The sequence below is a fragment of the Isoptericola hypogeus genome (assembly GCF_039531145.1).
Taxonomy (GTDB): Bacteria; Actinomycetota; Actinomycetes; order Actinomycetales; family Cellulomonadaceae; genus Isoptericola; species Isoptericola hypogeus.
Window position 1 is genome coordinate 1820634 of sequence record NZ_BAAAPM010000003.1, and the last position, 24776, is coordinate 1845409.

The 24776-nt window shown below is 74.6% G+C and carries 27 protein-coding genes; 14 read left to right on the forward strand and 13 right to left on the reverse strand.

The genetic code is table 11. The features are described from left to right. Nucleotides 1–129 precede the first annotated feature (129 nt). Nucleotides 130–1143 (forward strand): LacI family DNA-binding transcriptional regulator, encoded by a 1014-nt coding sequence (locus ABD254_RS10445; protein WP_344248250.1) that lies wholly within the window; start codon nt 130–132, stop codon nt 1141–1143. A gap of 78 nt (nt 1144–1221) precedes the next feature. Here ABD254_RS10445 and ABD254_RS10450 read toward each other — a convergent pair whose 3' ends face one another. The 4 genes from ABD254_RS10450 to ABD254_RS10465 form a co-directional block, all read right to left on the reverse strand. Next, nucleotides 1222–2139, reverse strand: coding sequence for a cation diffusion facilitator family transporter (locus ABD254_RS10450; protein WP_344248252.1), 918 nt, complete (start codon nt 2137–2139; stop codon nt 1222–1224). A 2-nt stretch (nt 2140–2141) separates the two neighbouring features. Then, nucleotides 2142–2864, reverse strand: coding sequence for a cation efflux transmembrane domain-containing protein (locus ABD254_RS10455; RefSeq protein WP_344248254.1), 723 nt, complete (start codon nt 2862–2864; stop codon nt 2142–2144). Continuing rightward, nucleotides 2861–3268, reverse strand: coding sequence for an ArsR/SmtB family transcription factor (locus tag ABD254_RS10460; RefSeq protein ID WP_344248256.1), 408 nt, complete (start codon nt 3266–3268; stop codon nt 2861–2863). The genes ABD254_RS10455 and ABD254_RS10460 overlap by 4 nt, the downstream gene beginning before the upstream one ends. 150 nt (nt 3269–3418) lie before the next feature. Beyond that, on the reverse strand, nt 3419–4366 hold the full coding sequence (locus ABD254_RS10465; RefSeq protein ID WP_344248258.1) for an oxidoreductase: 948 nt from the start codon (nt 4364–4366) through the stop codon (nt 3419–3421). A 95-nt stretch (nt 4367–4461) separates the two neighbouring features. On the opposite strand from ABD254_RS10465, the gene ABD254_RS10470 reads away from it, so the two are divergent. Next, complete coding sequence (locus ABD254_RS10470; protein WP_344248260.1) at nt 4462–5118, forward strand: DNA-binding response regulator; 657 nt, start codon at nt 4462–4464, stop codon at nt 5116–5118. A gap of 160 nt (nt 5119–5278) precedes the next feature. On the opposite strand, the gene ABD254_RS10475 is transcribed toward ABD254_RS10470, so the two are convergent. Further along, complete coding sequence (locus ABD254_RS10475) at nt 5279–7294, reverse strand: glycoside hydrolase family 3 protein (protein WP_344248262.1); 2016 nt, start codon at nt 7292–7294, stop codon at nt 5279–5281. A 166-nt stretch (nt 7295–7460) separates the two neighbouring features. Next, complete coding sequence (locus ABD254_RS10480) at nt 7461–8531, reverse strand: 3-keto-disaccharide hydrolase (RefSeq protein ID WP_344248264.1); 1071 nt, start codon at nt 8529–8531, stop codon at nt 7461–7463. Between the two features lie 251 nt (nt 8532–8782). Here ABD254_RS10480 and ABD254_RS10485 point away from each other — a divergent pair, with 251 nt between their 5' ends. From ABD254_RS10485 to ABD254_RS10515, 7 genes are all read left to right on the forward strand, one after another. Then, nucleotides 8783–9361: a GNAT family N-acetyltransferase gene (locus ABD254_RS10485; RefSeq protein WP_344248266.1), complete on the forward strand. Its 579-nt coding sequence runs from the start codon at nt 8783–8785 to the stop codon at nt 9359–9361. 171 nt (nt 9362–9532) lie between these two features. After that, on the forward strand, nt 9533–9916 hold the full coding sequence (locus ABD254_RS10490; protein ID WP_425553738.1) for a helix-turn-helix transcriptional regulator: 384 nt from the start codon (nt 9533–9535) through the stop codon (nt 9914–9916). A 5-nt stretch (nt 9917–9921) separates the two neighbouring features. Further along, on the forward strand, nt 9922–10332 hold the full coding sequence (locus ABD254_RS10495) for a VOC family protein (RefSeq protein ID WP_344248270.1): 411 nt from the start codon (nt 9922–9924) through the stop codon (nt 10330–10332). Between the two features lie 5 nt (nt 10333–10337). After that, nucleotides 10338–10817 carry a nitroreductase family deazaflavin-dependent oxidoreductase gene (locus tag ABD254_RS10500; protein WP_344248272.1) on the forward strand — a complete coding sequence of 160 codons (480 nt, stop codon included), beginning with the start codon at nt 10338–10340 and terminating at the stop codon, nt 10815–10817. Nucleotides 10818–10897: 80 nt separating this feature from the next. Then, on the forward strand, nt 10898–11341 hold the full coding sequence (locus ABD254_RS10505; protein ID WP_344248274.1) for a YdeI/OmpD-associated family protein: 444 nt from the start codon (nt 10898–10900) through the stop codon (nt 11339–11341). Nucleotides 11342–11445: 104 nt separating this feature from the next. Next, nucleotides 11446–13842: an ATP-binding cassette domain-containing protein gene (locus ABD254_RS10510; RefSeq protein ID WP_344248276.1), complete on the forward strand. Its 2397-nt coding sequence runs from the start codon at nt 11446–11448 to the stop codon at nt 13840–13842. Continuing rightward, nucleotides 13842–14648, forward strand: coding sequence for an SDR family NAD(P)-dependent oxidoreductase (locus ABD254_RS10515; protein ID WP_344248278.1), 807 nt, complete (start codon nt 13842–13844; stop codon nt 14646–14648). Before ABD254_RS10510 ends, ABD254_RS10515 begins: the two co-directional genes overlap by 1 nt. 13 nt (nt 14649–14661) lie before the next feature. On the opposite strand, the gene ABD254_RS10520 is transcribed toward ABD254_RS10515, so the two are convergent. After that, complete coding sequence (locus tag ABD254_RS10520; RefSeq protein ID WP_344248280.1) at nt 14662–15300, reverse strand: NAD(P)-dependent oxidoreductase; 639 nt, start codon at nt 15298–15300, stop codon at nt 14662–14664. Further along, nucleotides 15297–16175: an NmrA family NAD(P)-binding protein gene (locus ABD254_RS10525; RefSeq protein ID WP_344248282.1), complete on the reverse strand. Its 879-nt coding sequence runs from the start codon at nt 16173–16175 to the stop codon at nt 15297–15299. Before ABD254_RS10525 ends, ABD254_RS10520 begins: the two co-directional genes overlap by 4 nt. Before the next feature lie 37 nt (nt 16176–16212). Between ABD254_RS10525 and ABD254_RS10530 the strand changes: the two genes are divergently transcribed. Continuing rightward, the gene (locus ABD254_RS10530) at nt 16213–16647 is read left to right on the forward strand and encodes a MarR family winged helix-turn-helix transcriptional regulator (protein ID WP_344248284.1); all 435 of its coding nucleotides are present in this window, start codon (nt 16213–16215) and stop codon (nt 16645–16647) included. A 102-nt stretch (nt 16648–16749) separates the two neighbouring features. On the opposite strand, the gene ABD254_RS10535 is transcribed toward ABD254_RS10530, so the two are convergent. Together ABD254_RS10535 and ABD254_RS10540 are read right to left on the reverse strand one after the other, a co-directional pair. Then, on the reverse strand, nt 16750–17349 hold the full coding sequence (locus ABD254_RS10535; RefSeq protein ID WP_344248286.1) for a GNAT family N-acetyltransferase: 600 nt from the start codon (nt 17347–17349) through the stop codon (nt 16750–16752). A gap of 40 nt (nt 17350–17389) precedes the next feature. Next, nucleotides 17390–17944, reverse strand: coding sequence for a GNAT family N-acetyltransferase (locus ABD254_RS10540; protein WP_344248288.1), 555 nt, complete (start codon nt 17942–17944; stop codon nt 17390–17392). Nucleotides 17945–18001: 57 nt separating this feature from the next. Here ABD254_RS10540 and ABD254_RS10545 point away from each other — a divergent pair, with 57 nt between their 5' ends. Both ABD254_RS10545 and ABD254_RS10550 read left to right on the forward strand, forming a co-directional pair. Continuing rightward, nucleotides 18002–19327, forward strand: coding sequence for a winged helix DNA-binding domain-containing protein (locus ABD254_RS10545; protein ID WP_344248290.1), 1326 nt, complete (start codon nt 18002–18004; stop codon nt 19325–19327). Beyond that, nucleotides 19254–20456 (forward strand): GNAT family N-acetyltransferase, encoded by a 1203-nt coding sequence (locus tag ABD254_RS10550; protein ID WP_344248292.1) that lies wholly within the window; start codon nt 19254–19256, stop codon nt 20454–20456. The genes ABD254_RS10545 and ABD254_RS10550 overlap by 74 nt, the downstream gene beginning before the upstream one ends. Before the next feature lie 7 nt (nt 20457–20463). On the opposite strand, the gene ABD254_RS10555 is transcribed toward ABD254_RS10550, so the two are convergent. The 3 genes from ABD254_RS10555 to ABD254_RS10565 form a co-directional block, all read right to left on the reverse strand. Continuing rightward, nucleotides 20464–21357: an alpha/beta fold hydrolase gene (locus tag ABD254_RS10555; protein ID WP_344248294.1), complete on the reverse strand. Its 894-nt coding sequence runs from the start codon at nt 21355–21357 to the stop codon at nt 20464–20466. A gap of 122 nt (nt 21358–21479) precedes the next feature. Beyond that, nucleotides 21480–22307, reverse strand: coding sequence for an endonuclease/exonuclease/phosphatase family protein (locus tag ABD254_RS10560; RefSeq protein ID WP_344248296.1), 828 nt, complete (start codon nt 22305–22307; stop codon nt 21480–21482). A gap of 139 nt (nt 22308–22446) precedes the next feature. Then, on the reverse strand, nt 22447–23415 hold the full coding sequence (locus ABD254_RS10565) for an endonuclease/exonuclease/phosphatase family protein (protein ID WP_344248298.1): 969 nt from the start codon (nt 23413–23415) through the stop codon (nt 22447–22449). Nucleotides 23416–23541: 126 nt separating this feature from the next. Between ABD254_RS10565 and ABD254_RS10570 the strand changes: the two genes are divergently transcribed. Both ABD254_RS10570 and ABD254_RS10575 read left to right on the forward strand, forming a co-directional pair. After that, nucleotides 23542–24078, forward strand: coding sequence for a hemerythrin domain-containing protein (locus ABD254_RS10570; RefSeq protein WP_344248300.1), 537 nt, complete (start codon nt 23542–23544; stop codon nt 24076–24078). A gap of 180 nt (nt 24079–24258) precedes the next feature. Further along, nucleotides 24259–24708, forward strand: a complete 450-nt coding sequence (locus tag ABD254_RS10575; protein WP_344248302.1) for a DUF3817 domain-containing protein — start codon at nt 24259–24261, stop codon at nt 24706–24708. Nucleotides 24709–24776: the final 68 nt, after the last annotated feature.

Below are 24776 nucleotides of genomic sequence, written 5' to 3' on the forward strand. Positions count from 1 at the left end.
AAATTTCGAACGCCAGGCTCGAAAAGTCCCCGGGAGACTAGGCTCCCTATGGACCATTGTCAACGCCAGCGCGGCGATCCGCTACGATCCTGCTTTCGGAAACGAGCCCCACACCAGCAAGGAGGCAGCGTGCCAGCGCCGTCCCGTCGTCCCGACGTCCCGCTCGCCGTGGTCGCGGCACAGGCGGGCGTGTCCGTGCCGACCGTGTCCAAGGTGCTCAACGCGCGGCCCGACGTCTCCGGGCCCACCCGGGCGCGCGTCGCCGAGGTCCTCGAGGAGCACGGCTTCGCCGTCCGGCCGCGTCGCGCCAAGGCCACGGGCATGATCGACGTCCGGATCGTCGACTTCGAGGGCACCTGGTCCGAGGCCGTGGTGCGCGGCGCCGTGACCGGGGCGCGCCGGCTCGGACTCGACGTCGTCCTCGCGGTCGAGGCGGACCCGGACGACTGCAGCACGTGGGTCAGGCACGCGCTGAGCCGCGGGACCGACGGCCTGGTGAGCGTCGTGGCCGTGCCCGACGACGACGCGCGCCGTGCGCTCGAGGAGGCGGGGACGCCCCTCGTCGTCGTCGACCCCCGGCAGCCGCCGCCGGCGGGGATGCTCAGCGTCGGCGCCACGAACTTCCAGGGCGGGCTGGAGGCGACGTCGCACCTGCTCTCCCTCGGCCACCGCCGGATCGCGACCATCACCGGCGCGCTCGAGCAGGACAACGCGATCGCCCGCCTCGCGGGCTACCGGGCCGCCCTCATCCGGGCGGGCGCGCACATCGACGACGACCTCGTGCACGTGGGCACCTACGGTGTGACCTCCGGCTACGACGGGGCGCGCCGGCTGATGGCGCTGGAGGACCCGCCCACCGCGATCTTCGCGAGCAGCGACGACACCGCCCTCGGCGCCCTGCGCGCGTTCCGGGAGGCCGGCGTGTCCGTGCCGGGCGACGTCTCGCTCGTCGGCTTCGACGACCTGCCCGTCGCGCCCTGGATCGACCCCCCGCTCACCACCGTGCGCCAGCCCCTCGCCGAGATGGGGGCGACGGCCGTCGACCTCGTCCACCGCGCGCGCACCGCCAGCGGGCACACCCTGCGCACCGAGCTCGCGACCAGCCTCGTCGTCCGCGCGTCGACCGCCGCGCCGCGGGCGTGACCCGGCCGAACACGGGGTGGGGACCGTATTGAGCCCTCGATGCGGTCCCAACCCCGTGCTCGGCGCCGGGGTGGCGGTTCAGGGGTGGGTCGGGTGCTCGTGCGCCGGGTGGGTGTCGGGCTCGACCTGGAAGGTGGAGTGCTCGACGGCGACGTCGAAGTGCGTCGCGACGCACTCCTGCAGCTCGTCGAGGATGCGTCCGGCGTGGCCGTCGGTGAAGCAGCCGGAGTCGACGACGACGTGCGCGGACAGGATCGGCAGGCCGGTGGCGATGAGGGAGGCGTGCACGTCGTGCACGTCGCGCACGTGCTCCACCCGCAGCAGGTGGGCGCGGACCTCGTCCAGGTCGAGCCCGGGCGGCGTGGACTCCAGCAGCACGGAGCCCGCGGAGCGCAGCAGGCGCAGGGCGCGCGGGAGGATGAGGGCGCCGATGAGCAGCGCGGCGACGGCGTCGGCGCCCTGCCACCCCGTGGTGGCGATGACGATCGCCGCGACGATGACGCCGACCGACCCCAGCGCGTCGTTCGCCACCTCGAGGAACGCGGCCCGCAGGTTGAGGTTGGCGTCCCGGCGCCCGGCGAGCACCGCCATCGCCACGAGGTTGCCCACCAGGCCGACGACGCCGAAGACGACCAGCTCGGTGGCGGGGATCTCGGGCGGGTCGGCGAGGCGCAGCACCGCCTCCACCAGCACGTACACCCCGACGGCGAGCAGCACCGCCGCCTGCGCGAGCGCGGCCAGCACCTCGGCCCGCCGGTAGCCCCAGGTGCGCTGCGGCGACGGCGGCCGCAGCGACAGGTGCGCGGCGGACAGCGCCAGGGCGAGGCCGCCCGCGTCCGTGAGCATGTGCGCGGTGTCGACCAGCAGCGCCAGGCTGCCGGTGACGATCGCGCCGACCGCCTGCGCGACCAGGATCGCCGCGGTGATGCCGAACGCAACGGCGAGCCGGCCGCGGTGGTCGGGAGCGGCGTGAGCGTGGCCGTGGTCGTGGCCCACGGTCACCCCTCGCCGTCGTGACGCGCCACGGCCGCGCCCGTGTCGTCGTGCTCGTGGTGGTCGTGGTCGTGCTCGTGGTGGCCGTGCGCGTGGTCGTGGACGAGCTCTCCCTCCCACGCCTCGCGGCCCTCGTGGATCGCGAAGGCCGCGATGACGAACCCGGCGACGGGGTCGAGCCACGCGGCGCCGGTGAGCCAGAACGCGACCAGGCCGGCCAGCGTGGACACGGAGAGCAGGACGCAGATCCGCGTCTCCGCGGCGTCGGCGAGGATCAGCGGGTCGCCGAGCGCGCGGCCGACGCGCAGCTTTGCCGCCGCGAGCAGCGGCATGACGACCAGGGACGCGACCAGCACGACGACCGCGACGGGCGAGGAGTCCGGCGTCTCGGTGGCGACGAGCGAGCGCACCCCCTCGACCGTGACCCACGCCGCGAGCAGGAAGAACGTCACGGCCACGAGCCGCAGCGCCCGTCGCTCCTTGCGGGGGTCGGCCTCGCCGTGCCGCAGGCGGGCGGACAGCCGCATCGCGACGAGGACTCCCGCGAACGACTCGATGCCGGAGTCGATGCCGAACCCGACCACCGAGACCAGGCCCGCGGCCACTCCCGCGCCGATCGCCACCACGCCCTCGACCACGTTGTACGCCACCGTCGCCTGTGCGAGCCGAAGGCCGCGGCGTGTGAGCGCGTGGACGTCGGCGGTCGCGGGTGCCGGGCGGGTGGTCACGCCGCGGCCTCGTCCCCGGCGCCGTCCGCCGTCGTGCCCGGGCGTGCGCCCGTCGACGTCCCCGACGACGCGCCCGTCGCGCACGTGCAGTCGGGCCCGCAGCAGTCGGGGTCGACGACGAGGGCGAGGCGCAGCATGTCGCCGAGAGCGTGCGCGAGGTGCGGGTCGGCCAGCCGGTACTCGGTGCGCCGACCGTCGGGCCGCCCGACCACGAGCCCGCACCCGCGCAGGCACGCGAGCTGGTTGGACATCACCTGGCGGGAGACGCCGAGCGTCTCGGCCAGGTCGGACGGGTACGCGGGCGCGTCGCGCAGGGCGAGCAGGATGCGCGCCCGTGTCCCGTCCGACAGCGCGTGGCCCAGCCGCGCGAGCGCGGCGGTGTGCGTGAGCGTCACGGTCTCCATGACGCCGACAGTACACGTGATGCTGTACTCACAACAGGGCCCCGAGCAGAACAGTGCCGAACAGGCGGTTGACACCGTTATCGCGCCTCAAGGGCGCGGATACCGGTGTCAACCGCCTGTTCGGCGGGGGGCAGGGCGGTGGGGCGGGGGTCAGGCGGCCGGGGCGACCCCGTCGAGCAGGGCGAGGTCCTCGCCGGTCAGCCGCAGCGCGCCGGCGGCGACGTTCTGCTCCAGGTGCGCGACGCTCCCGGTGCCCGGGATCGCCAGGACGTGCGGGCCGCGGTGCAGGGTCCAGGCCAGTCGTACCTGCGCCGTCGTCGCGCCGTGGGCCTCCGCGACGGCCGCGGTCTCCGCGCGGCCCGCCTCGTGGGGCGTGCCGCCCGGGACGGCGCCGGCGACGGCCGCGCCGAGGGAGAAGAACGGGACGAACGCGATGCCGAGCTCGCCGCACCGCTCGAGCAGCCCGTCGTCGTCGCGCTCCGTGAGGCCGTACCGGTTCTGCACGCAGACGACCGGTGTGATCTCCAGGGCCTCGTCCAGCTGTTCGGGAAGGACGTTGGAGACGCCGATGTGCCGGACCAGTCCTGCGGCGCGCAGCTCCGCGAGGGCGCCCACGTGCTCGGCGACCGAGCCGGCCTCCCGCTGCAGGCCGGTGCCCCAGCGCAGGTTCACGACGTCGAGCTGGTCGAGGCCGAGCTGCCGGATGTTCTCCTCGACGTGGCTGCGGAGCTGGTCGGGGCGGGCGTACGGCTCGAAGGCTCCGTCGCGCGAGGCAGAGGCGCCGATCTTCGTGGTGATGACCAGGTCGTCCGGGTACGGCTGGAGGGCCGCGCCGATCAGCTCGTTCGCCGAGCGGGTGGGGAGGAAGTAGAAGGCGGCGGTGTCGACGTGGTTCACGCCGAGCTCGACGGCGCGGCGCAGGACGGCGATCGCGTCGTCGCGGTCGCGCGGCACGGGGTTGCCCAGCGTGCCGACGAGCCGCATCGCGCCGAGGCCGACGCGGTTGACCGTCCGGTCGCCGAGCCGCCAGGTGCCGGCCGCGGCGGCGTCCGGGATGGGTGTGGTCGTGGTGGGTGGGGTCGCGGTGTGCGTGGTCATGCCGCCAGCCTGCGCCGCCGCGGGCGCGCCCTCACCGGGATGGCAGCTTGTTGCCGACCGTGGCAGGTCCCTGCCGCCGGGAGCAGAATCGAGGCATGCAGACCGGTGAGGCCGTCACGATCGTGCGGGGCGACGAGGAGCTCCTCGCGCGCACGGGGCACCTGTTCCAGACCGCGACCGAGATCTCGTGCGCGGCGAACGACCTGGGGACCTGGGTGATCACGCACGGCTCGGCGGAGGTCGGCGCCGCGGCCCAGGCGCGCCGGGGCGACGTCCGGCTCCGCAAGGTCTACCGGCCGGGCGTGCTCCTCGACCCGGTCGCGGCGCGGGGGCTGGCGAGGGCGCGCGACCAGCACGGCGCGCAGATCCGCATCACCACGGACGAGGTCAACGAGACGATCCTGTTCGACCGCCGGCTGGCGATCCTGGCCGGCGACGTGCGGGGCGGTCGGCGCAGCTACGGCGTGGTCACCCAGCCCGAGGCGGTGCAGGGGGTCGCGTCGCTGTTCGAGGCCGTCTGGCGGTCGGCGACCGACCTCGACGTCTTCGACGCCCGGATCGCCGAGATCCGGCAGCTCGCGCCCCAGGTGCTGGACCTGCTCGGGCAGGGCGTCAAGGACGAGACGGCGGCCCGGATGCTGGGCCTCGGCGTGCGCACCTACCGGCGGCGCGTGGCCGAGCTCATGGACGCGCTGGGGGCGGGGTCGCGGTTCCAGGCGGGCGTGCGGGCGCGGGAGCTGGGCTTGGTCTGAGTCGCCCGGCTCGGCAATGCGTTCCCGGGTCGACACCAACGTGTGCCGACCCGGGAACGCAGTTCCGAGGTGCCGAACAGGCGGTTGCCACCGGTATCGGGCGGCGTTTGCCGTCATTGCGGTGTCAACCGCCTGTTCGGCAGCCGGGGTAGGGGGCGGGTCAGTGACGGTCGCCCCGGTACGACAGGCCGAACCCGGCCTCGAACAGCGGGTTCGCGGTGTCGTCGGGGACGTCCTCGAGCTGCGCCTCCACCTCGGCCATGCTGGACGGCAGCTCGAACGGCAGCTCCCCGCCCGGCGCGGCCTTGCCGAGGACGGTGCGCAGCAGCACGTCGTCGCTCACGCCGTAGTTGGCCAGGACGGCGTCGGCGTTCTCCAGCACGTTCCCGAGGATCAGCGGCCGGGAGAGCTGCGGCGACGCGATCGTCGTCGCGCCCGCCTCGTGGGCGGCGACCAGGGCCTGGTAGTCCTCCTCCGTCCCGGTGAAGTCGAGGCCGGTGAGATCCTCGCCGCCCCGCGGGTCGGCCAGGCGCACGACGGCGACGTCCGCATCGGCAGGGTCGTCGACGACGCGAAGCCCCAGCTTCTGGGCGGCCTCCGGCGCGACGCCGTACAGGTACACGGTGCGCGCGCCGCGCTTGCCGACCGTCAGCGGCAGGGTCCGGCCGGAGTTCTCCAGCAGCGTCAGCGAACGCGCCTGCACGACCTCGCCGAGCCGGGCGTGCGCCCGGTTGCCCACGACGCGGTCGGCCCGCTCCGGGTCGACGTACGGGTCCTCGAAGAGCCCGAGCTCGAACTTCTGCGCCAGCACGCGGGTCGCGGCCTCGTCGACGCGGGCCTCGCTCAGGATGCCGTCGTTCACCGCCTGGACGACGTACTCCGGGTGGTCGTCGCCGCCCACGATGTCGACGCCGGCGTTGATGGCGCTCGCGAACCGCTCGGCGCGCGTGAGGTCCTCGACGCCCCACGACATGCCAGCGCCCCACGGGCCGACGAAGAAGCTCGGCGGCCGGTTGTCCTTGCAGGCCTGCGGGCAGTCGCCGGTGATGCCCCAGTCGCTGGTGACGACGCCGTCGAACCCGTAGCCGTCGCGCAGCAGGCCGAGCATGTCCTCGCTGTGCCCGGCGCCGACCTGCTCGACCTGCTTCCCGTCGATCGTGAGGTTCTGCAGGATCGAGTACGTGGGCATGATGCCGCCCGCGCCGGCGTCGAACGCCGCCTCGTACGGGGTGAGGTGCTCGGCGAAGTTGTCGCCCGGGAACGCGGCGAAGCGCCCGTAGTAGTAGTGGCTGTCGTACCCGTCCACCTGGGCGCCGTAGCCGGCCCAGTGCTTGACGACGGTGGACACGCTGTCGTCGTCGAGCCCGTCGTCGCCGCCCTGCAGGCCCTCGACGTACGCGCCGACGTGCCGCTTCGCCAGCTCGCCCGTGGAGCCGAAGGTGCCGTTGATGCGCGTCCAGCGCGGCTCGGTGGCGATGTCCGCCTGCGGCGACAGGGCCTCGGTGAAGCCGACGGCGCGGTACTCGCTCCGGATGACCTCGCCCATCGCCCGGGTGAGGCCCGTCGAGTCGGCGGCGCCCACGCCGATCGCGTCGGGGAAGGCCGAGAAGTCTCCGCTCGCGACCGTCTGCCCTGCCGTGACGGAGAAGCCGCTGCGCGGGTCGGTGCTGAGCTTCAGCGGGATGCCGAACTCCTCGGCCTCGGCGGCGGCCTGCAGGTCGTCGTGCTCGGACGCCAGCGTGGCGGCGTCGGCGCTCAGGCGGGAGATGTAAGTGGTGACGTGCTTGTCGAGCAGCGCGCCGAACGCGTCGCGGTCGTAGGTGCCGCTGCCCGTGAGGCTGCCGTGGACGAGCTGGCCCGCCTTCTGCTCGAGGTCGAGCCGGGAGACGAGGTCGGCCGCGCGGTCCGCGGGGTCCAGCCGCCAGTCCTCGTAGGGCGTGAGCCTCCCGTTGCCGTCCAGGTCGCGGAACCGCAGTCCGCCGACCCGGATGATGTCGGCCGACCGGCTCTCCAGGTGCGGCTGCGCCTGCCTCCCGTGGCTCGTGCCGTGACTGCTCCCGGGGCCGCCGCGGTCCGCCGAGCCGGCGGGGGCCGTGGCGACCAGCGTCGCCATGACCGTCGCGCAGGCGAGGCCGGTCGTGCCGATGCGCCGCAGGCGCGTTGACGTCGTCGTCATCCGAACTCCTTCGTGGTGCTCGTCCCCCGGCGGGCCGGGGCGGGTCACGGCCGTGTGACCCGAGAAACCTACCTATCGGAAGGTTTCTGGACGCAGCCAAGCACTCCGGCCCGCCGACGGCAAGCCGTCGGCGGGCCGGAGCCAATGCTCGGAGAGGTCGAGGCGGTCAGGACAGGGGGCGCACGCGCACGTTGCGGTACGACACGACGTCCTGAGGCGAGCCGTGCGCCTGGAGCCCGACGTAGCCGACGAGCCCGCGGCTGCTGGAGTCGGGGTCGTTCGGCCGGCCGGGGAACGGCAGCCCCGGCACGTTCTCGAACTCGTTGATGACCACGCCGTTGCGGATCACCGTGTAGTGCTGTCCGACGACGCGGATCTCGAGGTCGTTCCACGTGCCCTTCGGCGTCGGCATGGCCTGCGCGAGGTTCAGGTCGGCGAACCCGTAGATCGACCCGGTCTTGCGGGGGTCGTTCCCACCGGTCTCGGGAGAGTCGTTGACCTGGATCTCGTGGCCGCAGTTGACCGCGATCCACGACAGGTTGCCCGTCTCGCTGCCGTTGAACGTCGTCGGGCATCCCTCGACCGGGCCCCACAGCGCGGGGAAGCGCACCTGGACGCCGCTGTTGCCGCGTTGGTCGCCGGGGGCGTCGTCGCGGAACTGGAGCCGCAGCGAGAAGTCCGTGAACTGCTCGTCGGGGTACCACAGGGTGCCGAACCCGCCGTCCGCGCCGACGCGGCTGCGGATCGTCCCGTCGTCGACGAGGTCGAATCCGCCGTCGCCCGCGTAGGCCCAGTCCGCGAAGGACTCCGCCGAACCGTCGAACAGCGACGTGTAGCCGGGCACCTTCCCGACGTCGGAACGCGCAGCCGCGACGACGAGTGCGCGTGCGTCGCGGCGCGACAGCTCGCCGTCGGCGACGAGCCCGTAGCCGACCCGGACGACGTGCGCCACGAACAACCCGTGGTGACGCCACGAGCGTTCGTCGTCGATCACGTCGTTGAGGGTGCAGCCAGAGGCCAGTGCGGCGTTGTCGACGCCGGTGTCGGCGTCGAGGAAGACGACGGTCGGTCGGGCGTCCGGCGCTGGGCAGGACGGCACGGGTGTCGAGGCGGAGGCCGGGGTGGACGCGGTCGGCGCGGCGACGGCCGTGGGCGCGGTGACGCCGAGCGCGGCGACGACGGCCGCGGCCGCAAGGAGGCGGGAGATCGGGGACCTGGTGCGAACTGCGGACGACATCGTTGTCTCCTCGTTTCGGGGTGCGAGGTGTGGCGCGTGAGTTCCCTCGGGCATCGAGCCTATGGCGGCGTGGTGCGCACTTTCAACAGCAGGGCGTCGACTTCTGGCATGTGCCAGACAGAAGCCTGGCGAGCCCGTTCCCGACCGCGCACCCCAGGGCGGCACGCTCCGGGGCGAGACCGCGCTGACCAGCGGCGACGCCTGGGGGATATGCGGTGGCGCGCCCCGGCGGTGCCTGTCAGGATCGCGCCATGCCTGCCCTGCTGCCGCTGACGTTCGCGCCCTTCGCCGCCGCCGGGCAACCAGAGCTCGAGGTCCCCGCCGTCGGCGCGCGGCTGCGGCCGTGGCGCCCCGACGACGCTCCGGCGGTCCGCGCCGTCTACGCCGACGAGGCGATCCGGCGCTGGCACGTGCGCACCTTCGAATCCGACGACGAGGCGTGGGCGACGCTCCAGGCGTGGCGCGACGGCTGGTCGGGCGGCGGGGAGTCGAGCTGGGCGGTCGCCGACGCGGCGTCGGACGCCGTGCTCGGGCGCGTGGCGGCCAAGCTCTTCGACCCGCACGGCGTGGGCGCGATCGCGTACTGGACGTCTCCGGGGGCGCGCGGACGCGGGGTGGCGCCCGCTGCGGTCGACGTCGCGTCGTCGTGGGCGTTCGACGCCGGGTTCCACCGGCTCGAGCTGGTGCACTCGACCGACAACGGGCCGTCGTGCCGGGTCGCGGAGAAGGCCGGGTTCGCCGCGGAGGGCGTGCTGCGCGAGTCGGTGCGGCACCTCGACGGCTGGCACGACATGCACCTGCACGCGCGCTTCGCCGCCGACGGCGGGTGAGCCGGGCTCCGTCGACGTCGGCGCGGTGCCGCGGCCCCGCCACGGGTAGCCCCGCGAAGGCGGGCCGGATGCCGCGCGGGCGTCGGTGGGTCGTGGAAGCATTCCACCGTGACCAGCAGCGACGCCGACCGCCTGCGCGAGCTCGCGCTGCTGCGCCGCGTCCGCGACCGGATGGACCGGGAGTACGCCCAGCCGCTCGACGTCGAGGCGCTGGCGCGGGGCGTGCACCTGTCGGCCGGCCATGTCAGCCGGCAGTTCAAGCAGGCGTTCGGCGAGTCGCCGTACAGCTACCTCATGACGCGGCGCATCGAGCGCGCGATGACGCTGCTGCGCCGAGGCGACCTCAGTGTCACGGACACGTGCTTCGAGGTCGGCTTCTCGTCGCTCGGCACGTTCAGCACCCGCTTCACGGAGCTGGTCGGCATGGCGCCGAGCGAGTACGCCCGGCGGGCCCGGACGGCGGGGGCGGGCGAGCTTCCGTCGTGCGTCACCAAGCAGGTCACCAGACCGATCAGGAATCGAGAAGCGCCGGCCACCGGCGTGCACCTAGCGTGAAATCCATGGACATCACCATTCACACCACGTTCCTCCCGCACACCGACCCGGAGGCCTCGCTGGCCTTCTACCGCGACCTGCTCGGCTTCGAGCTGGTCCAGGACGTCGGCCAGGGCGCCATGCGCTGGCTGACGTTCGTCTCGCCGGCACAGCCCGACGTCCGGCTCGTCCTGACGCCGCCCGCCGCCGACCCGGGCGTCACCGAGGACGAGCGCCGCACCATCGCGGAGCTCATGGCCAAGGGGAGCTACCAGTCGATCATCCTGGGCACGAAGGATCTCGACGGCGTCTTCGAGAAGCTCCAGGCCGCCGACGCCGAGGTCGTCTCCGAGCCCACCGAGCAGCCGTGGGGCGTGCGCGACTGCGCGTTCCGAGACCCGGCGGGCAACATGGTCCGCATCGACGAGGTCAGGTGATCGCCATGGTCGCGACCGAGCAGGCGCGGGCACCGCGCCCGAAGGGCACACCCGGCGCCCTGTCCCTGTGGATGCAGCGCAAGGCCAACGCCTCCACGGCCACCAAGATCCGCCGCAAGGGCGGGCACATGATGGGCATGGACCTGCTGGTCCTGCACACGGTCGGGCGCCGCACCGGCGAGCCGCGGGAGAACCCGCTCGCCTGGTTCGACGACGGCGACGGCGGCCGGCTGGTCGTCGCGTCGGGAGGCGGCAGCCGCCACCCCGGCTGGTACGCCAACCTCGTCGCGCACCCCGAGCGGGCCGCCGTCGAGCTGCACGGGTCCGAGCCCGTGCCGGTGACGCCGCACGTGCTCGACGACGCCGAGCGCGCGCGGGTCTGGTCCCGCATCGCCGCCGAGGCGCCGACGATCGACAAGCACCAGCGCAAGAGCGAGCGCCAGTACCCCGTGGTCCGGCTCACCCCGGTGCAGGCCGGGGCCTGACCGCAGTGTGCGTCCCCGGGCTCCCGCGCATCACGACGCTCACCACCAGGCGCACCACCACCGGCAGCGAAGGAGCAGCGATGAGGTTCCGGTCCACGGTCGAGCCGCCGGAGAAGATGAAGGGCCTCGAGGTCCCGGCGGAGGTCGTCGAGGCCCTCGGCGGCGGCGCCCGGCCGCCGGTGGTCATCACCGTGGGCGGGCACTCGTGGCGCAGCCGCGTCGCGATCATGCGGGGGCGTCACCTCCTCGGCCTCAGCAAGGCCAACCGGGAGGCCGCGGCGCTCGAGGTCGGCGCCGAGGTGGAGGTCGACCTGGTGCTCGACACCGAGCCCCGCGTGATCGTCGAGCCCGAGGACCTCGCCCGCGCGCTGGACGCCGACGCCGGCGCCCGCGCCGCCTATGATGCGTTGCCACCCGGCCGCAAGCGGCGGCACGTGCTCGACGTCGAGGGCGCGAAGCAGCCCGCGACCCGGGCGCGCCGGATCGAGAAGACCCTCGCCGAGCTGCGCACCCCCGCCGGCTGAGCGTGCGCCGCCCTGAGCCCGCCGAGGTCCCGGACCCTGGTCTCGACGGGCTCGACCGGCGAGAGTGGAACCCGATCATCATCGTCCCGAAGGAGAGCCCACAGGTGACCGCCACGGAGTCCCCCACCACCGCGAGCACGACGTCGCACCCCGCCGACGCGCACGACGTCATCCGCGTGCGCGGTGCCCGCGAGAACAACCTGCGCGAGGTCGACGTCGAGATCCCCAAGCGCCGCCTGACCGCGTTCACCGGCGTGTCCGGCTCGGGCAAGAGCTCGCTGGTGTTCGCCACGATCGCCGCCGAGTCGCGGCGCCTCATCGACGAGACGTACTCGACCTTCGTGCAGGGCTTCATGCCGTCGCTCCCGCGGCCTGACGTCGACACCCTCGAGGGCATCACCACCGCGATCATCGTGGACCAGGAGCGCATGGGCGCCAACGTGCGCTCCACGGTCGGCACCGTCACCGACGCGAACGCGATGCTGCGCAACCTGTTCAGCCGCGTGGGCGAGCCGTACGTCGGCCCGCCCACGGCGTTCTCGTTCAACGTCCCGACGTCGACGGCGAGCGGGGTGTTCAGCACGGACAGGGCGGACGGCGCCACCGAGAAGAAGGTCGTCCGCAACCAGGTGTACCTGGGCGGGATGTGCCCCGAGTGCGAGGGCCGCGGCACCGTCTCCGACCTCGACCTGTCCGTCATCGTCGACGAGTCCCGGTCGTTGAACGACGGCGCGATCCTGGTGCCCGGGTACAAGGCGGACGGGTGGATGGTCAAGGGCTTCGCCGAGTCCGGGTTCGTCGACGGCGACAAGCCGGTCCGCGAGTTCACCGAGACCGAGCGCCACGACTTCCTCTACCGCGACAAGGGGAAGGTGAAGGCGCTGGGGATGAACATGACGTACCAGGGCCTCATCCCCAAGCTGCGGGAGTCGATGTTCAGCAAGGCCCCCGAGTCCTTGCAGTCGCACATCCGGGCGTTCGTCGAGCGCGCGGCGGTGTTCGTCCCCTGCCCGGCGTGCGAGGGCACCCGGCTCAACGACTCGGCCCGCTCCGCGAAGGTCAACGGGGCGAGCATCGCGGACGTGTGCCGGATGCAGATCACGGACGCCGCCACCTGGGCGCGGGGCGTGGACGACCCCGGCGTCGCGCCGCTGATCGGGAGCCTGCTGCACCTGTTCGACAAGTTCGTCGAGATCGGGCTGGGCTACCTGTCGCTGGACCGGCCGGCGGGCACGCTGTCCGGGGGCGAGGCGCAGCGCACCAAGATGATCCGGCACCTCGGCTCCGCGCTGACCGACGTCACCTACGTCTTCGACGAGCCCACCATCGGGCTGCACCCGCACGACATCCAGCGGATGAACCGGCTGCTGGTCGACCTCCGCGACAAGGGCAACACCGTGCTCGTCGTCGAGCACAAGCCGGAGGCCATCGCCGTCGCGGACCACGTGATCGACCTCGGCCCGGGCGCCGGGTCGGACGGCGGCACGATCTGCTTCGAGGGCACCGTCGAGGGCCTGCGGGCCGGCGACACCCTCACCGGCCGCCACCTCGACGACCGGGTGAGCGTCAAGGAGTCCGTCCGCGAGCCGGCCGGCGCCCTCGAGATCCGCGGCGCGTCGCAGAACAACCTGCAGGGCGTGGACGTCGACGTCCCCACCGGGGTCCTCACCGTCGTCACCGGCGTCGCGGGATCGGGCAAGAGCTCCCTCATCCACGGCAACCTGGCGGGGCGCGAGGGCGTCGTCGTCGTCGACCAGGGCGCCATCAAGGGGTCGCGGCGGTCCAACCCCGCCACGTACACCGGGCTGCTGGAGCCGATCCGCAAGGCGTTCGCGAAGGCGAACGGCGTGAAGCCGGCCCTGTTCAGCGCCAACTCCGAGGGCGCGTGCCCCACCTGCAAGGGCAACGGGCGCATCTACACCGAGCTCGGGTTCATGGAGACGGTCGAGACGCCGTGCGAGGACTGCGGCGGCAAGCGGTTCATGGCCTCGGTGCTCGAGTACACCCTCGGCGGGAAGAACATCGCCGACGTGTTCGACCTGTCCGTCGCGCAGGCGCACGCCTTCTTCCGGGAGGGCGAGGCGAAGATCCCCGCCGCGCACAAGATCCTCGCGCACCTGGAGGACGTCGGGCTCGGGTACGTGAAGCTCGGCCAGCCGCTCAACACGCTCTCCGGCGGCGAGCGGCAGCGGCTCAAGCTCGCGATGCACATGGGCGAGAAGGGCGGCGTCTACGTGCTCGACGAGCCCACCACCGGCCTGCACCTGGCCGACGTCGCGAACCTGCTCGGCCTCCTGGACCGCCTGGTGGACTCGGGCAAGTCGGTGATCGTCATCGAGCACCACCAGGCCGTGATGGCCCACGCCGACCGGATCATCGACATCGGCCCCGGCGCCGGGCACGACGGCGGCCGCGTGGTCTTCGAGGGCACGCCCGCGGACCTGGTCGCCGCGCGCTCCACCGTCACGGGCGAGCACCTCGCCGACTACGTGGGGGCGTGATGGACCGCTTCGCGGGGCGCGTCGCGTTCGTGACCGGGGCGGCCCACGGCATCGGGGCCGCCGCCGCGCGCCGCCTGCACGCCGAGGGCGCGACCGTCGTGCTGGCCGACGTCGACACGGCCGCGGCCGACGGCGTCGCCCGGTCGCTCGGGGACGCGTCCGGCGACGGCGGGCGCGCGCTGGCCGTCGCCTGCGACATCACCGACGCGGCATCGGTCGATGCGGCCGTGGGCGCGGCCGCCGGGCGGTTCGGCCGGCTCGACGCGCTGGTCAACGTCGCCGGTGGGGCGCGGCCGCATCCCGGTCTGCTCGACGGGATGACCGACGACGACTGGGCCGGGACCGTCGACCTCAACCTCGCGGGCCCGGTGCGCTGCGTCCGGGCGGCGGCGCCGCACCTGGCCCGGCAGGGTGGCGCGATCGTCCTGGTCGGGTCGGTCAACGGGCTGCAGTCGTTCGGCGACGAGGCGTACTCCGCCGCCAAGGCGGGGCTGTCGTCGCTGGCGCAGAACCTCGCCGTCCGGCTGGGCCCCAGCGGCGTGCGGGTCAACGTGGTCGCCCCCGGCACGATCCGCACCCGCGTCTGGGACACCCAGGGCGGCCCGGACAGGCTGGCGCCGCTGTACCCGCTGGGGCGGGTGGGGGAGCCGGAGGACATCGCCGCGGCGATCGCGTACCTGGCGTCCGACGACGCGGCCTGGGTCACCGGCGTCACGCTGCCGGTGGACGGCGGCGTGCTCGCCGGACCGCTCGCCCGGCTGACCCGGCTGGAGGAGGGGGAGACAGGCCAGGAGGCGGCCGGCTGACGCCGGCGGTGAGCTACGCGCGCGCCGTCGCGACGAACGGCGCGGTCCGCACGTAGAGGTCGCGCTCGACGACGTCGACGAGGAAGGCGCCGAGGTCGGCGCGGACGATCTTCGTGGACCGGGTCGAGCGGTGGGCGTCGTGCTCGAGGCGTCCGGCCGCGGGGCCGTCGACCAGGCGCGGGGGCCGCACGAGCGTCCAGTCCAGACCGGAGGCCGCCCACGCGGCGTGCTCGGCGGGCTTGTCCTTGACGACGTCCCCGCCGAGGGTGCGGATGAGCCAGCTGATGGCCTTGTCCTTCCCTGCCTTGCGGTCGCCGGGCACGTCGATCCCGGCGCCGCTGACGCCGACGAAGCGGCGCGGTCCGCCGGCCGTCATGATCTCGACCAGCGAGCGGGCGGTGCGGGTGTGCAGGTCGGGCTGCTTGCCCGTGGGCCCGAGCGCGGAGACGACGGCGTCCGCCCCGGCGAGCAGGTCGGCCAGCGCGACCGGCCCGGTGGAGTCGCCGACCACGACGCGCACCCGGTCGCGCGTCGCCTCCGGGAGCCGGGAGGGGTCGCGCACCAGGACGGCGACGTCGTGCCCGCGGTCGAGGGCGGTGGCGAGGGCGTGGCGGCCGGTGCGGCCGGTGGCGCCGATCAGGGCGAGCTTCACGGGGCGTCCTTCGGGTCGGTGCTGTCGGTCGGGGCGGGCAGCCAGGCGCCGCGCTCGCGGTGGGCGAACTCGGCGAAGTCGATCGGGTCGCGGCCGAGCACCGTGCGCACGTCGCCGGTCAGCCCGGCGGCGAGGCCCAGGCGGGCGGTGGTGTAGATGGCGGTCGTGACCGCGACCATGCCCCACGGCATGCCGAGCTCGCGGCGGGCGTGGCGCGCGTAGCGCGGGATGCCGGGGCGCGGATAGCGGATCGGGCGACCGAGCTCGGCGGTGAGGATCTCGGCGACCTGGGCGTAGGTCAGCGCCCGCGGACCGGTGACGGTCCACGCTCGGCCCGCGTGCCGGCCGGGGTCGAGCAGCGCGGCGGCCGCGACGGCGCCGACGTCGTCCGCGTCGACGAACGCCGTCGCGCCGCGCCCGGCGGGCACCAGGATCTCGTCGCGGTCGCGCACGTCGCTCGCGTGCGTCGTGGTCAGGTTCTGGTGGAAGAACGAGGCGCGCACGAAGGTCCAGGCCAGGCCGGACGCGCGCAGCCACGCCTCGACCGTCGCGTGCGGCACGACCTTGTTCTTCTCCGCGCCCTGCAGGGACAGGAAGGCGACGTGCTCGACACCCGCGTCGCGCGCCGCGGCGACCGCGGGCAGCAGGTCCCGCTTGACGTTGCCGATCGCGGGAGGGCGCACGAGGAACATCGAGCGCACGCCGTCGAACGCCGTTCGCCAGGTCGCGGGGTCGGTGAAGTCGAACGCGACCTCGCGACCGTCCGCCGGGCCCGGCGAGCGCACCGCGAGGCGGAGGTCCGCGCCCGCGGCCTCGAGCTCGCGCACCACGGCGCTGCCCACGTTCCCGCTCGCGCCGGTGACGAGGATCGTCATGCTCGCAGCCCTCCGTCGATGCATGTACCGTACATATATGGAGCCTAGCCGATCCGACCTGGTGACGCTCGACCGCGCCCTGCTGGCGCTGCGCCGGTTCCTCAGCGCCCCGCGCGTGCTCGACGACGACGGGCACCAGGTCGAGCTGTCCACGCTCCTCGTCCTCGACGAGCTGCCGGCCGAAGGGCAGACCGTCCGCGACGTGGCTACCCGTCTCGGCGTCGCCCACTCCACGGCCAGCAGGTTCGTGAGCCGCGCCGAACGAGCGGGCATGACGGCCCGCGCGGCGTCCCCGTCCGACGGCAGGCAGACCCTCGTCGTCCCGACCTCCGCCGGGCTCGAGCTCGCGGCCCGTGCGGTCGCCTTCCGGCTCGACCGCCTTGCCGGGATCGTCGACGACTGGGCGCCGGGCGACGTCCGCGCCCTGGCAGACGGCCTGGCGCGGTTCGCCCGCGCTGACGGCGCGCGGTGACGGCCTCGGCTCGCGCGACGTAGAGGTCGTCGTCCACCGCGCGGGCGACCAGCTGCACCACGGGTCCACGGCCCGGGCGGCGGGCGGGGGAGGAGTCCCGGTTCACAGGTCGACGCGCATCACGGCACGTCGCGCGGTCGGGCGGCTCACCTCGCGAAAGCCCGCGGCCGCGAAGACCGACGCCACCCCCACGTACAGCTCGCCCCACGAGTCGGTGTACCCCGGCTCCACGACCATCGGGTAGCCCTCGACGGCCCGCGCTCCGCGGGAGCGCGCATGGTCGACCGCGGCGGCCGCGAGGGCGGCGCTGATGCCGCGGCGGCGGTACCCCGCGCGGGTGACGAAGCAGACCACGGCCCACACGCCGTCGTCGTCCCTGTCCTCGTCGCGGCCCGACCACGGCACGCGCGCGGTGCGCAGGCGGGCGTACGCGGAGCGGGGCTCGACGGCGCACCAGCCCGCCGGCTCGCCGTCGAGGTAGGCGACGAGCCCGCTCGTCGTGCCGGCGCCGGGCTCACCGCAGTGGGTGTCCCGCCGCAGCGCGGCGGCGCGCTCCTCCCGGGTCGTCCCGCGCCAGCGCGACGCGGGAGTCTGGAACCACCGGCACTGGCAGCGCGCGCCCTCGCCGCGAGGGCCGAGGACGGTCTGGAGGTCGTCCCACGTGGCCTCGTTCGCCGGGCGCACGGCGATGTCAGGGCTCATCGGCCCATCGTGCACCGCGGGGTGACGGCCCGCGCGGGCGTCAGCCTGCCGCGCGGTCGGACGCGAGCATTCCGAACACCAGGGTGTCGGTCCACTCGCCCTTGGACCACCAGTCCTGGCGCAGGTGCCCCTCGCGCCGCATGCCGACCCGCTCGCACAGGCGGGCCGACCGCTCGTTGCGGGCGTCGAGCTGGGCGACGACCCGGTGCATGCGGAAGAACCCGAACGCCAGGTCGAGCACGGCGCGCACGGCCTCGGTCGCGAAGCCCTTCCCGGCGACGTCCGGGTGGAACACCCAGCCGATCTCGCCGCGGGAGACGGTGTCGCCGGTGGTCCACAGCACGACGTCGCCCACGACCCGCCCCTCGTGCTCGACGACCAGCGCCAGCGCCGAGCCCGGCTCGTCGATCCCGGTGCGCACGAGCCGCTTCGCGAGCTGAGTCTCGGCGTCCTCCCGCGTCCACGGTTCCTCGAGCAGGAACCGCGAGACCTCGGGCTCGCCGTAGTACGCGAGCAGGGGTTCGAGGTCCTCCGGCCGGTGGGCACGCAGGACCAGCCGGCCCGTGGTCACCGGCAGGGGAGTCTCGATCGTCACGGGGAGACGGTAACGGCCCGCGCGCGCGTTGTCAGACGCGGGTGCGAAACTTCCGTCGTGCCTCTCGCCGCGCGCGAGCTCAATCGCGCCACCCTCGCCCGGCAGCTGCTCGTGCGCCGGGAGCCCTCCGACGGGCCGGCGGGCACTGCCGACGTGGTGCGCCGGCTCGTCGCTCTCCAGGCCCAGCACCCCGCCTCGCCCTACGTCGCGCTGTGGAACCGGGTGGCGGGCTTCGACCCGGCCGACCTCGACGCGGCGTACGCCGACCGGTCGCTCGTGCGCGGGACGTCGCTGCGCATCACGCTGCACGCGGTGCATGCCGCCGACCACCCCGGCTTCCGCACGGCCATGCAACCCACGCTGCGGGGTGCGCGTCTGGCCGACCGCCGCTTCACGGACACGGGTCTCACGGCCGCCGACGCGGACGCGCTCCAGCCGGGGCTGCTGGCGCAGCTCGACCGGCCCCGCACCGCCGACGAGCTGGTGGCGTGGATCGACGCGATCCACCCCGGCGGCGGCAAGCGCGCGTGGTGGGCGCTGCGCCACTACGGGCCGTTCGTGCACGCCCCGACGGGCGGTCCCTGGTCGTTCCCGGCGCGCGTCGCGTGGCTCCCCGCCCCTGGCCTCGACGCGCCCGGCCTCTCGGACATGGGGCTCGACGGTGAGCCGGACGCCGCGCTGACCCCGCTGGTGCGGCGCTACCTCGAGAGCTTCGGCCCGGCGTCGGTGCTCGACGTCGCGCACTTCCTCACGGTGCAGCGCGCGCGGGCGCGCACCGCCGTCGAGGCGCTGGCCGACGAGCTCGAGGTGCTGGAGGGTCCGGACGGCGCGACGCTCTACGACGTGCCGGGCGCGCCCCGCCCCGCCGCGGACACGCCCGTCCCGCCGCGGCTGCTGGGCATGTGGGACAACGTGCTGCTCGCGCACCTCGACCGCAGCCGGATCGTCCCGCCCGAGCATCGCAAGGTCGTGACCCGCCTCAACGGCGACGTCCTGCCGACGCTCCTCGTCGACGGGTACGTGGCGGGCGTGTGGCGCACGGTCGACGGCCCGGCCGGTCTCCCGCTCGTCGAGGCGCGCGCGTTCACGCCGCTGCCCGAGGACGCCTGGGCGGCGCTGTCCGACGAGGCGGCGTCCCTCCTGGCGCTGTTCGCCGGCCGCGACCCGCACCCGTACCGCCGGTACGACCACTGGTGGGCGAAGCTGCCCGACGGAGCCCAGGTGCGCCTACTGCCGGACCACGTCGGACGGCGGCCCCCGGGCACGGAAATGGGTGGTGACCGGGCGCCCCGGGGAGGACCGTGGACCCATGACCACCCCTCCGGCCACGCCGACGTGGCGCATCGTCGAGCCGCCGATGCCCGCCTCGCTCGAGGATCCTGACGCCTGGGCGTACCACGGGGTGGCGGCGCTCGAGCGCACGGCCGCGCTCGCGGACCTCGGCCACGACGACTTCGCCCCCCGGGCGGTCGACCTGCTGGTCGCCGCGCGGCACCAGGAGCACCTGCGCCGGTACCGGCTCGTCGCCGTCGAGGAGCGCGCGGACGGAGCGCCGGCGGACGGAGCGACTGCAGACGGAGCGACTGCGGAGGGCGTGCCCGACGGCGCGCCCCGCGTCGTCGGGTACGGGAGCCTCTCGCTGCCCGTCACCGACAACCGGCACCTGGCCGTGGTGCGGGTCGTGGTGCTGCCCTCGCACCGCCGCCGCGGGATCGGCGCGGCGCTGGCCGACCGGCTGCGCCGGGTCGCGCTCACGGAGGGCCGCTCGACGCTCTTCGCGGAGGTCGAGTTCGCCGTCGAGCCCGCCGAGGACGCCCTGGACGCGCTCACCCCGCGCGAGGGCGACGGCCGGGTCTCGGCCGACCTGCCCGGCATGCGGTTCGCCCGCCGCGCCGGGCTGGGGCTGGAGATCGTGGCACGCCGCTCGGTGCTCGACCTGCCGCTGCCCGGCGACGTCGTCGAGCGGTTCGCGGCCGAGGCCGCCGCGCGCGCCGGGGCCGACTACCGCGTGCACACGTGGCAGGACCCGGTCCCCGAGGCGTGGGCCGCGCAGCTCGCCGCCCTCGAGCAGCGACTCAGCGAGGACGAGCCGAACGGCGGGCTGGTGCTCGAGGCCGAGCGGTGGGACGCCGCGCGGATCAGGGTCGAGGAGGCGAAGCGGTCGGAGAGCGGGCAGGGCGCGCTGTTCACCGTGGCCGAGCACGTGCCCACCGGCACGCTCGCCGGCATGACGATGCTGGTCTACTCCCACGACCGGCCGGAGATCACCGAGCAGGACAGCACCGTCGTCCTGCCCGAGCACCGCGGGCACCGGCTCGGGATGCTCCTCAAGGCCGTCAACCTGCGCGAGCACGCCCGCGTGCGCCCGGCCACCCGCCGGATCTCGACCTGGAACAACGAGACCAACGCCCCGATGCTGGCGATCAACGACGCGCTGGGCTTCCGGCCGGCGGGCGGGTCCGCCGAGCTGCAGGCACCGCTGGCCGACGTCGTGCCGCTGACGGAACGCTGACCCGCCGTCACGCGGTGTGGCGCACGAGCTCCGGCAGCAGCACGTCCCACGACCCCGGCGGGGGCACCTGATGGCCGACGCCGTCCAGCAGGAGCAGCCGCGCGCCGGGGATCGCGGCCGCGAGCGCCGGCCCGTGCCCGGGAAACAGCGGGTCCTCGGTGCCGTGCACGACGAGCGTCGGCACGACGACGTCCGCGAGCGTCCCCACGAACGGCTCCCCGGGCTCGGCGGCGAAGTGGTTGAGCCCGGCGGCGGGGTCGACGGACCGCGCGACGGCTCGGGCGGCCATGGCGCGGGTGCGGGCCTCGTCGAACGGGCCGCGGCCGGTGAGGGCGCGGTCCTCGGCGACGGCGGCCTCGACGAGCGCGGCGGTGTCCTCGGGGTCGGGCCGGGGGCCGTCCCAGAGCCCGGCGAGCTCGGGGGCCGACGGCGGGAGATCCTCGTCGTCGGGGGCGGAGAGGGCGCGGGTCGTGGAGATCAGCGTGGCCGACGCGATCCGATCGGGATGCTCGAGCGCCAGCTCCTGCGCCATCGCGCCCCCGGCCGACAGCCCGACCAGGTGCGCGGTGCGGGCGCCGACGGCGTCGAGCACGCGCAGCGCGTCCTCGGTGACGTCCCGCCCGGTGTAGTCCGGTTCGCCGCGCGGGCAGGTCGTGGACCGGCCCGTGTCGCGGTGGTCGTACCGCACGACGCGCCGACCGTGCCGGCCGTGGGGGCCGGCGATCGCCGCGCACAGGTCGGCGGGCCACCAGTCCATCGACGACCCGACGCCGCCGATCAGCAGGATCGTCGGGTCGGCCGGGTCGCCGACGGACTGGTAGCACAGCCGGACCCCGTCGGCCTCGGCGAAGAGCTCCGGCCCGAGGGCGTCGCCGGCGGCGGGCCCGATGCCGCGTGTCATGCAGGGTCGGACGCCAGCGGCCCGCAGAACTCATCGGTGGGGATCGGTTCGGCAGGGAATGCCTCGGTTCGGCAGGTGAGAGTGCCGAACCGAGGCGTTCCCTGCCGAACCGATCCGCGTGCTCAGCCGAGGCGCAGCAGGGCCTGCACCGGCAGGTGGTCGCTCGGGGAGCGCCCGCCGGACGTCCACGGGTTGATCGCGGCGGCGAGCACCTCGGCACCCGGCGTGGCGAGCACCCAGTCGATGCGGTCCCCGCCGGGGACGGGCTCGCCGTAGTCCGGGAACGTGCCCGTCTCGGGCGTCAGACGCTCGCCGGCAGCGCGCCAGGTGTCGACGAGGCCGCCGTCGGTGACGAGCGCGTCGTACGGGGCGGAGTCGCCGGCGGCGGCGTTGCAGTCCCCGGTGAAGAGGGCGGGCAGGCCGGCGTCGGCGACCTGGTCCCGCACCACGCGAGCGCCGCGCAGCCGGGCCTCGGCGGACTCGTGGTCGAGGTGGGTGTTCACGTGCAGGAGGTCGGCGCCCGTGCGCTCGTCGCGGAACCGGGCCCAGGTGACGACCCGCGGGTACTCGTGCCCCCACGTCGAGCCGATGACGCGCGGCGTGTCCGAGAGCCAGTACTGGTCCCACCACGTCAGCGTGAGGCGACGCGCGTCGTAGAAGATCGCCGCGTGCTCGCCGGCCGCGCCGCCGTCGCGCCCGTAGCCGACCCACCGGTGGTGCCTCCCCAGCCCGTCGGCGACCGCGCCGAGCTGCTCGAAGCGGGCCTCCTGGACGCCGAGGATCGTCGGCTGCTCGAGCGCGAGCAGCTCGGTGACCAGCGGCGCGCGCTCGGGCCAGTGGTCGGGGTCGCCTGGCGCGGTGCCGTCGTTGGCGCAGCGGACGTTGAGGCTCATCACGTGCAGGAGGTCGCCGTCGTCGGCGGGGCCGATCAGCGGTGTGCGGGTCGTCATGGCCACTACTCTCCCCGACGAGGAGCGGTGCTCCGACGGCGGGTTGGATCGAGTCGGCAGTTGCGGATCGGTGCGGCAGCTCGAGCTGCCGCACCGATCCGAAGCTGCCGCGCTGATCAGCGGCCCGGGTCCGCGGGCCTCAGGCCAGGCGCACCAGCGCCTGCACGGGCACGTGGTCGCTCGGGTAGCGGCCGTCGCGCGTCCACGTGTTGATCGTCGCGGCGAGCACCTCGGTGCCCGGGGTGGCGAGAACCCAGTCGATGCGGTTCCCGCCAGGGACCGGCGCGCCGTAGTTCGGGAACGTGCCCACGTCCGGGGTGAGCTTCCGGTCCGCGTCCCGCCAGGTGTCGAGGAGGCCGCCGTCGGTGACGAGCGCGTCGTACGGTCCGGAGGCGCCCGCCGCGGCGTTGGCGTCGGCGGTGAAGACGGCGGGCAGCCCCGCCGCGGCGATCTGGGCGCGCACGACCTGGGCGCTGCGCACCCGCGCGTTCTCCGACTGGTGGTCGAAGTGCGAGTTGACGTGGAGGAACTCGCGGCCGGTGCGCTCGTCGCGGAACCGCGCCCACGTGACGATCCGCGTGACCGAGTTGCCCCACGTCGCCGAGCCGATGACGTCCGGGGTGTCGGACAGCCAGTACTGGTCCCACCACAGCAGCGTGAGCCGGCGGGCGTCGTAGAAGATCGCGGAGTACTCGCCGCCCGCCCCGCCGTCGCGGCCGTAGCCGGCCATCCGGTAGTGGCGGCCCAGGCCCTCCTCGACCGCGACGAGCTGCTGGAACTCCGCCTCCTGGACGCCGAGGATCGTGGGCTGCTCCAGGGCGAGGAACGCGGTGACGAGCGGCCTGCGGTCGGGCCAGTGGTCCGGCTCGCCGGGCTGCGTGGCGTCCTCGCGGTCGAGGCGGATGTTGAAGCTCATCGCGTGGATCGTCGAGCCCTTGGCGGCGCCGATCAGCGGGTCCTTGCCGGGACGGCGGCCGGTCGCGGTGGCGGCGCTCGCGGCGGGCGCGGAGAGCGCGCCCGCCGCGCCCAGGGCGCCCAGGGTGCCGACGGCGGTCAGTGCGGAGCGGCGGGAGATGCCCGCGGGGGTGTCGGAGCTGCGGTGGTCCATCAGGTCCTCCTCGACAGGGGTGGTTGGCCCGGTCATCACACCGGCGGCGGATGACGGCACGGCGACGCTCAGGTGGCCGACGGGCGACGATGCCGTGACCAGCGCCTTTGCTAGGGTCGGCGCATCGTGTCGAACCCCGCCCCAGGATCGTCGTCCGACGCCGCGCGCCTCGTCGCGTGGGGTCAGGAGCTGCGGGCCGTGCATGCCCGCCTGCGCGACGCGCTCGAGGTCGCCCGCCAGGCGGCGGCGACGTCCGCCGACGACGCGGGGGACACCCCGCCCGACGCCGTCTCCGGCGACCCGCGGCGCGAGCTGCGCCTCTTCTGCCACGGCTTCTGCCAGGCCCTCGAGGGCCACCACCGCGGCGAGGACACCAGCGTCTTCACCGCCCTGCTGGGGCTGCGCCCGGAGCTCGCGGGCGTCGTCGCCGAGCTGAAGCGCGACCACACGATGCTCGACCACCTGCTGGGCGAGCTTGCGCGCGCGGTGGACGCCGACGCGGACCGAGCCACCCTCGAGCGGCACCTGGACGGCATCGACGCCGTCATGGAGACGCACTTCCGGTACGAGGAGAAGCGGCTGGTCGAGGTGCTCGACAGCCCCGGGGTCGCGGCCGCGCTCGCCGGGACCGACCGGCGGACGGCGTTCGGCCCGCTGGCCTGAGGCACCGGAGCAGGACGGCGGCCCCGGATCTGCCCGGCACCTCGAGCTGCCGCCCCGATCCCGAGCTGCCAGTGATCCGGCGCCGGGCGGCCGGTGCCGACGCGTCGTCATCTCGTCGGCGGGGCTCCGCGCCGACGTCGTGCAGACTGGGGCCACCGCCCGCACCACGAGAGGTCTGCCATGCCTGCGCCCGAGACGTCCGCCCGCCCCCCGCTCTCGGCCGTCGGCCGCGCCTTCGCCGTCGTCGCCGTGATCGAGGCGTTCACGTGGGCGGGCCTGCTCGTCGGGATGTTCCTCAAGTACGTCACCGAGACCACCGAGGCCGGGGTGTGGCTGTTCGGGCGGCTGCACGGGGCGGCGTTCGTCGCGTACGTCGTGATCGCGCTGGTCGCGGCCCTGAAGCTGCGCTGGGGCTGGCTGCGCACGCTGGTCGCGCTGGCCGCCGCCGTCCCGCCGCTGACGACGCTGCTCGCCGAGTGGTGGCTGCGCCGCACCGGGCACCTCACCGACCCGGCCGCCCGCGAGCCCGCCGCGTCGGTCGAGCCCGCCCCGGCGGTCGAGCCCGCCCCGGCGGTCGAGCCTGTCGAGACCACGTCCCAGGCCTCGACCCGCTCGACCAGCGTGCGCTGACCTGCCGTTCCCCCGCGCTTCCCCCGGTCGTCATGCCGGAGTCGCGCGGCGTCGCTAGCGTGACGCCC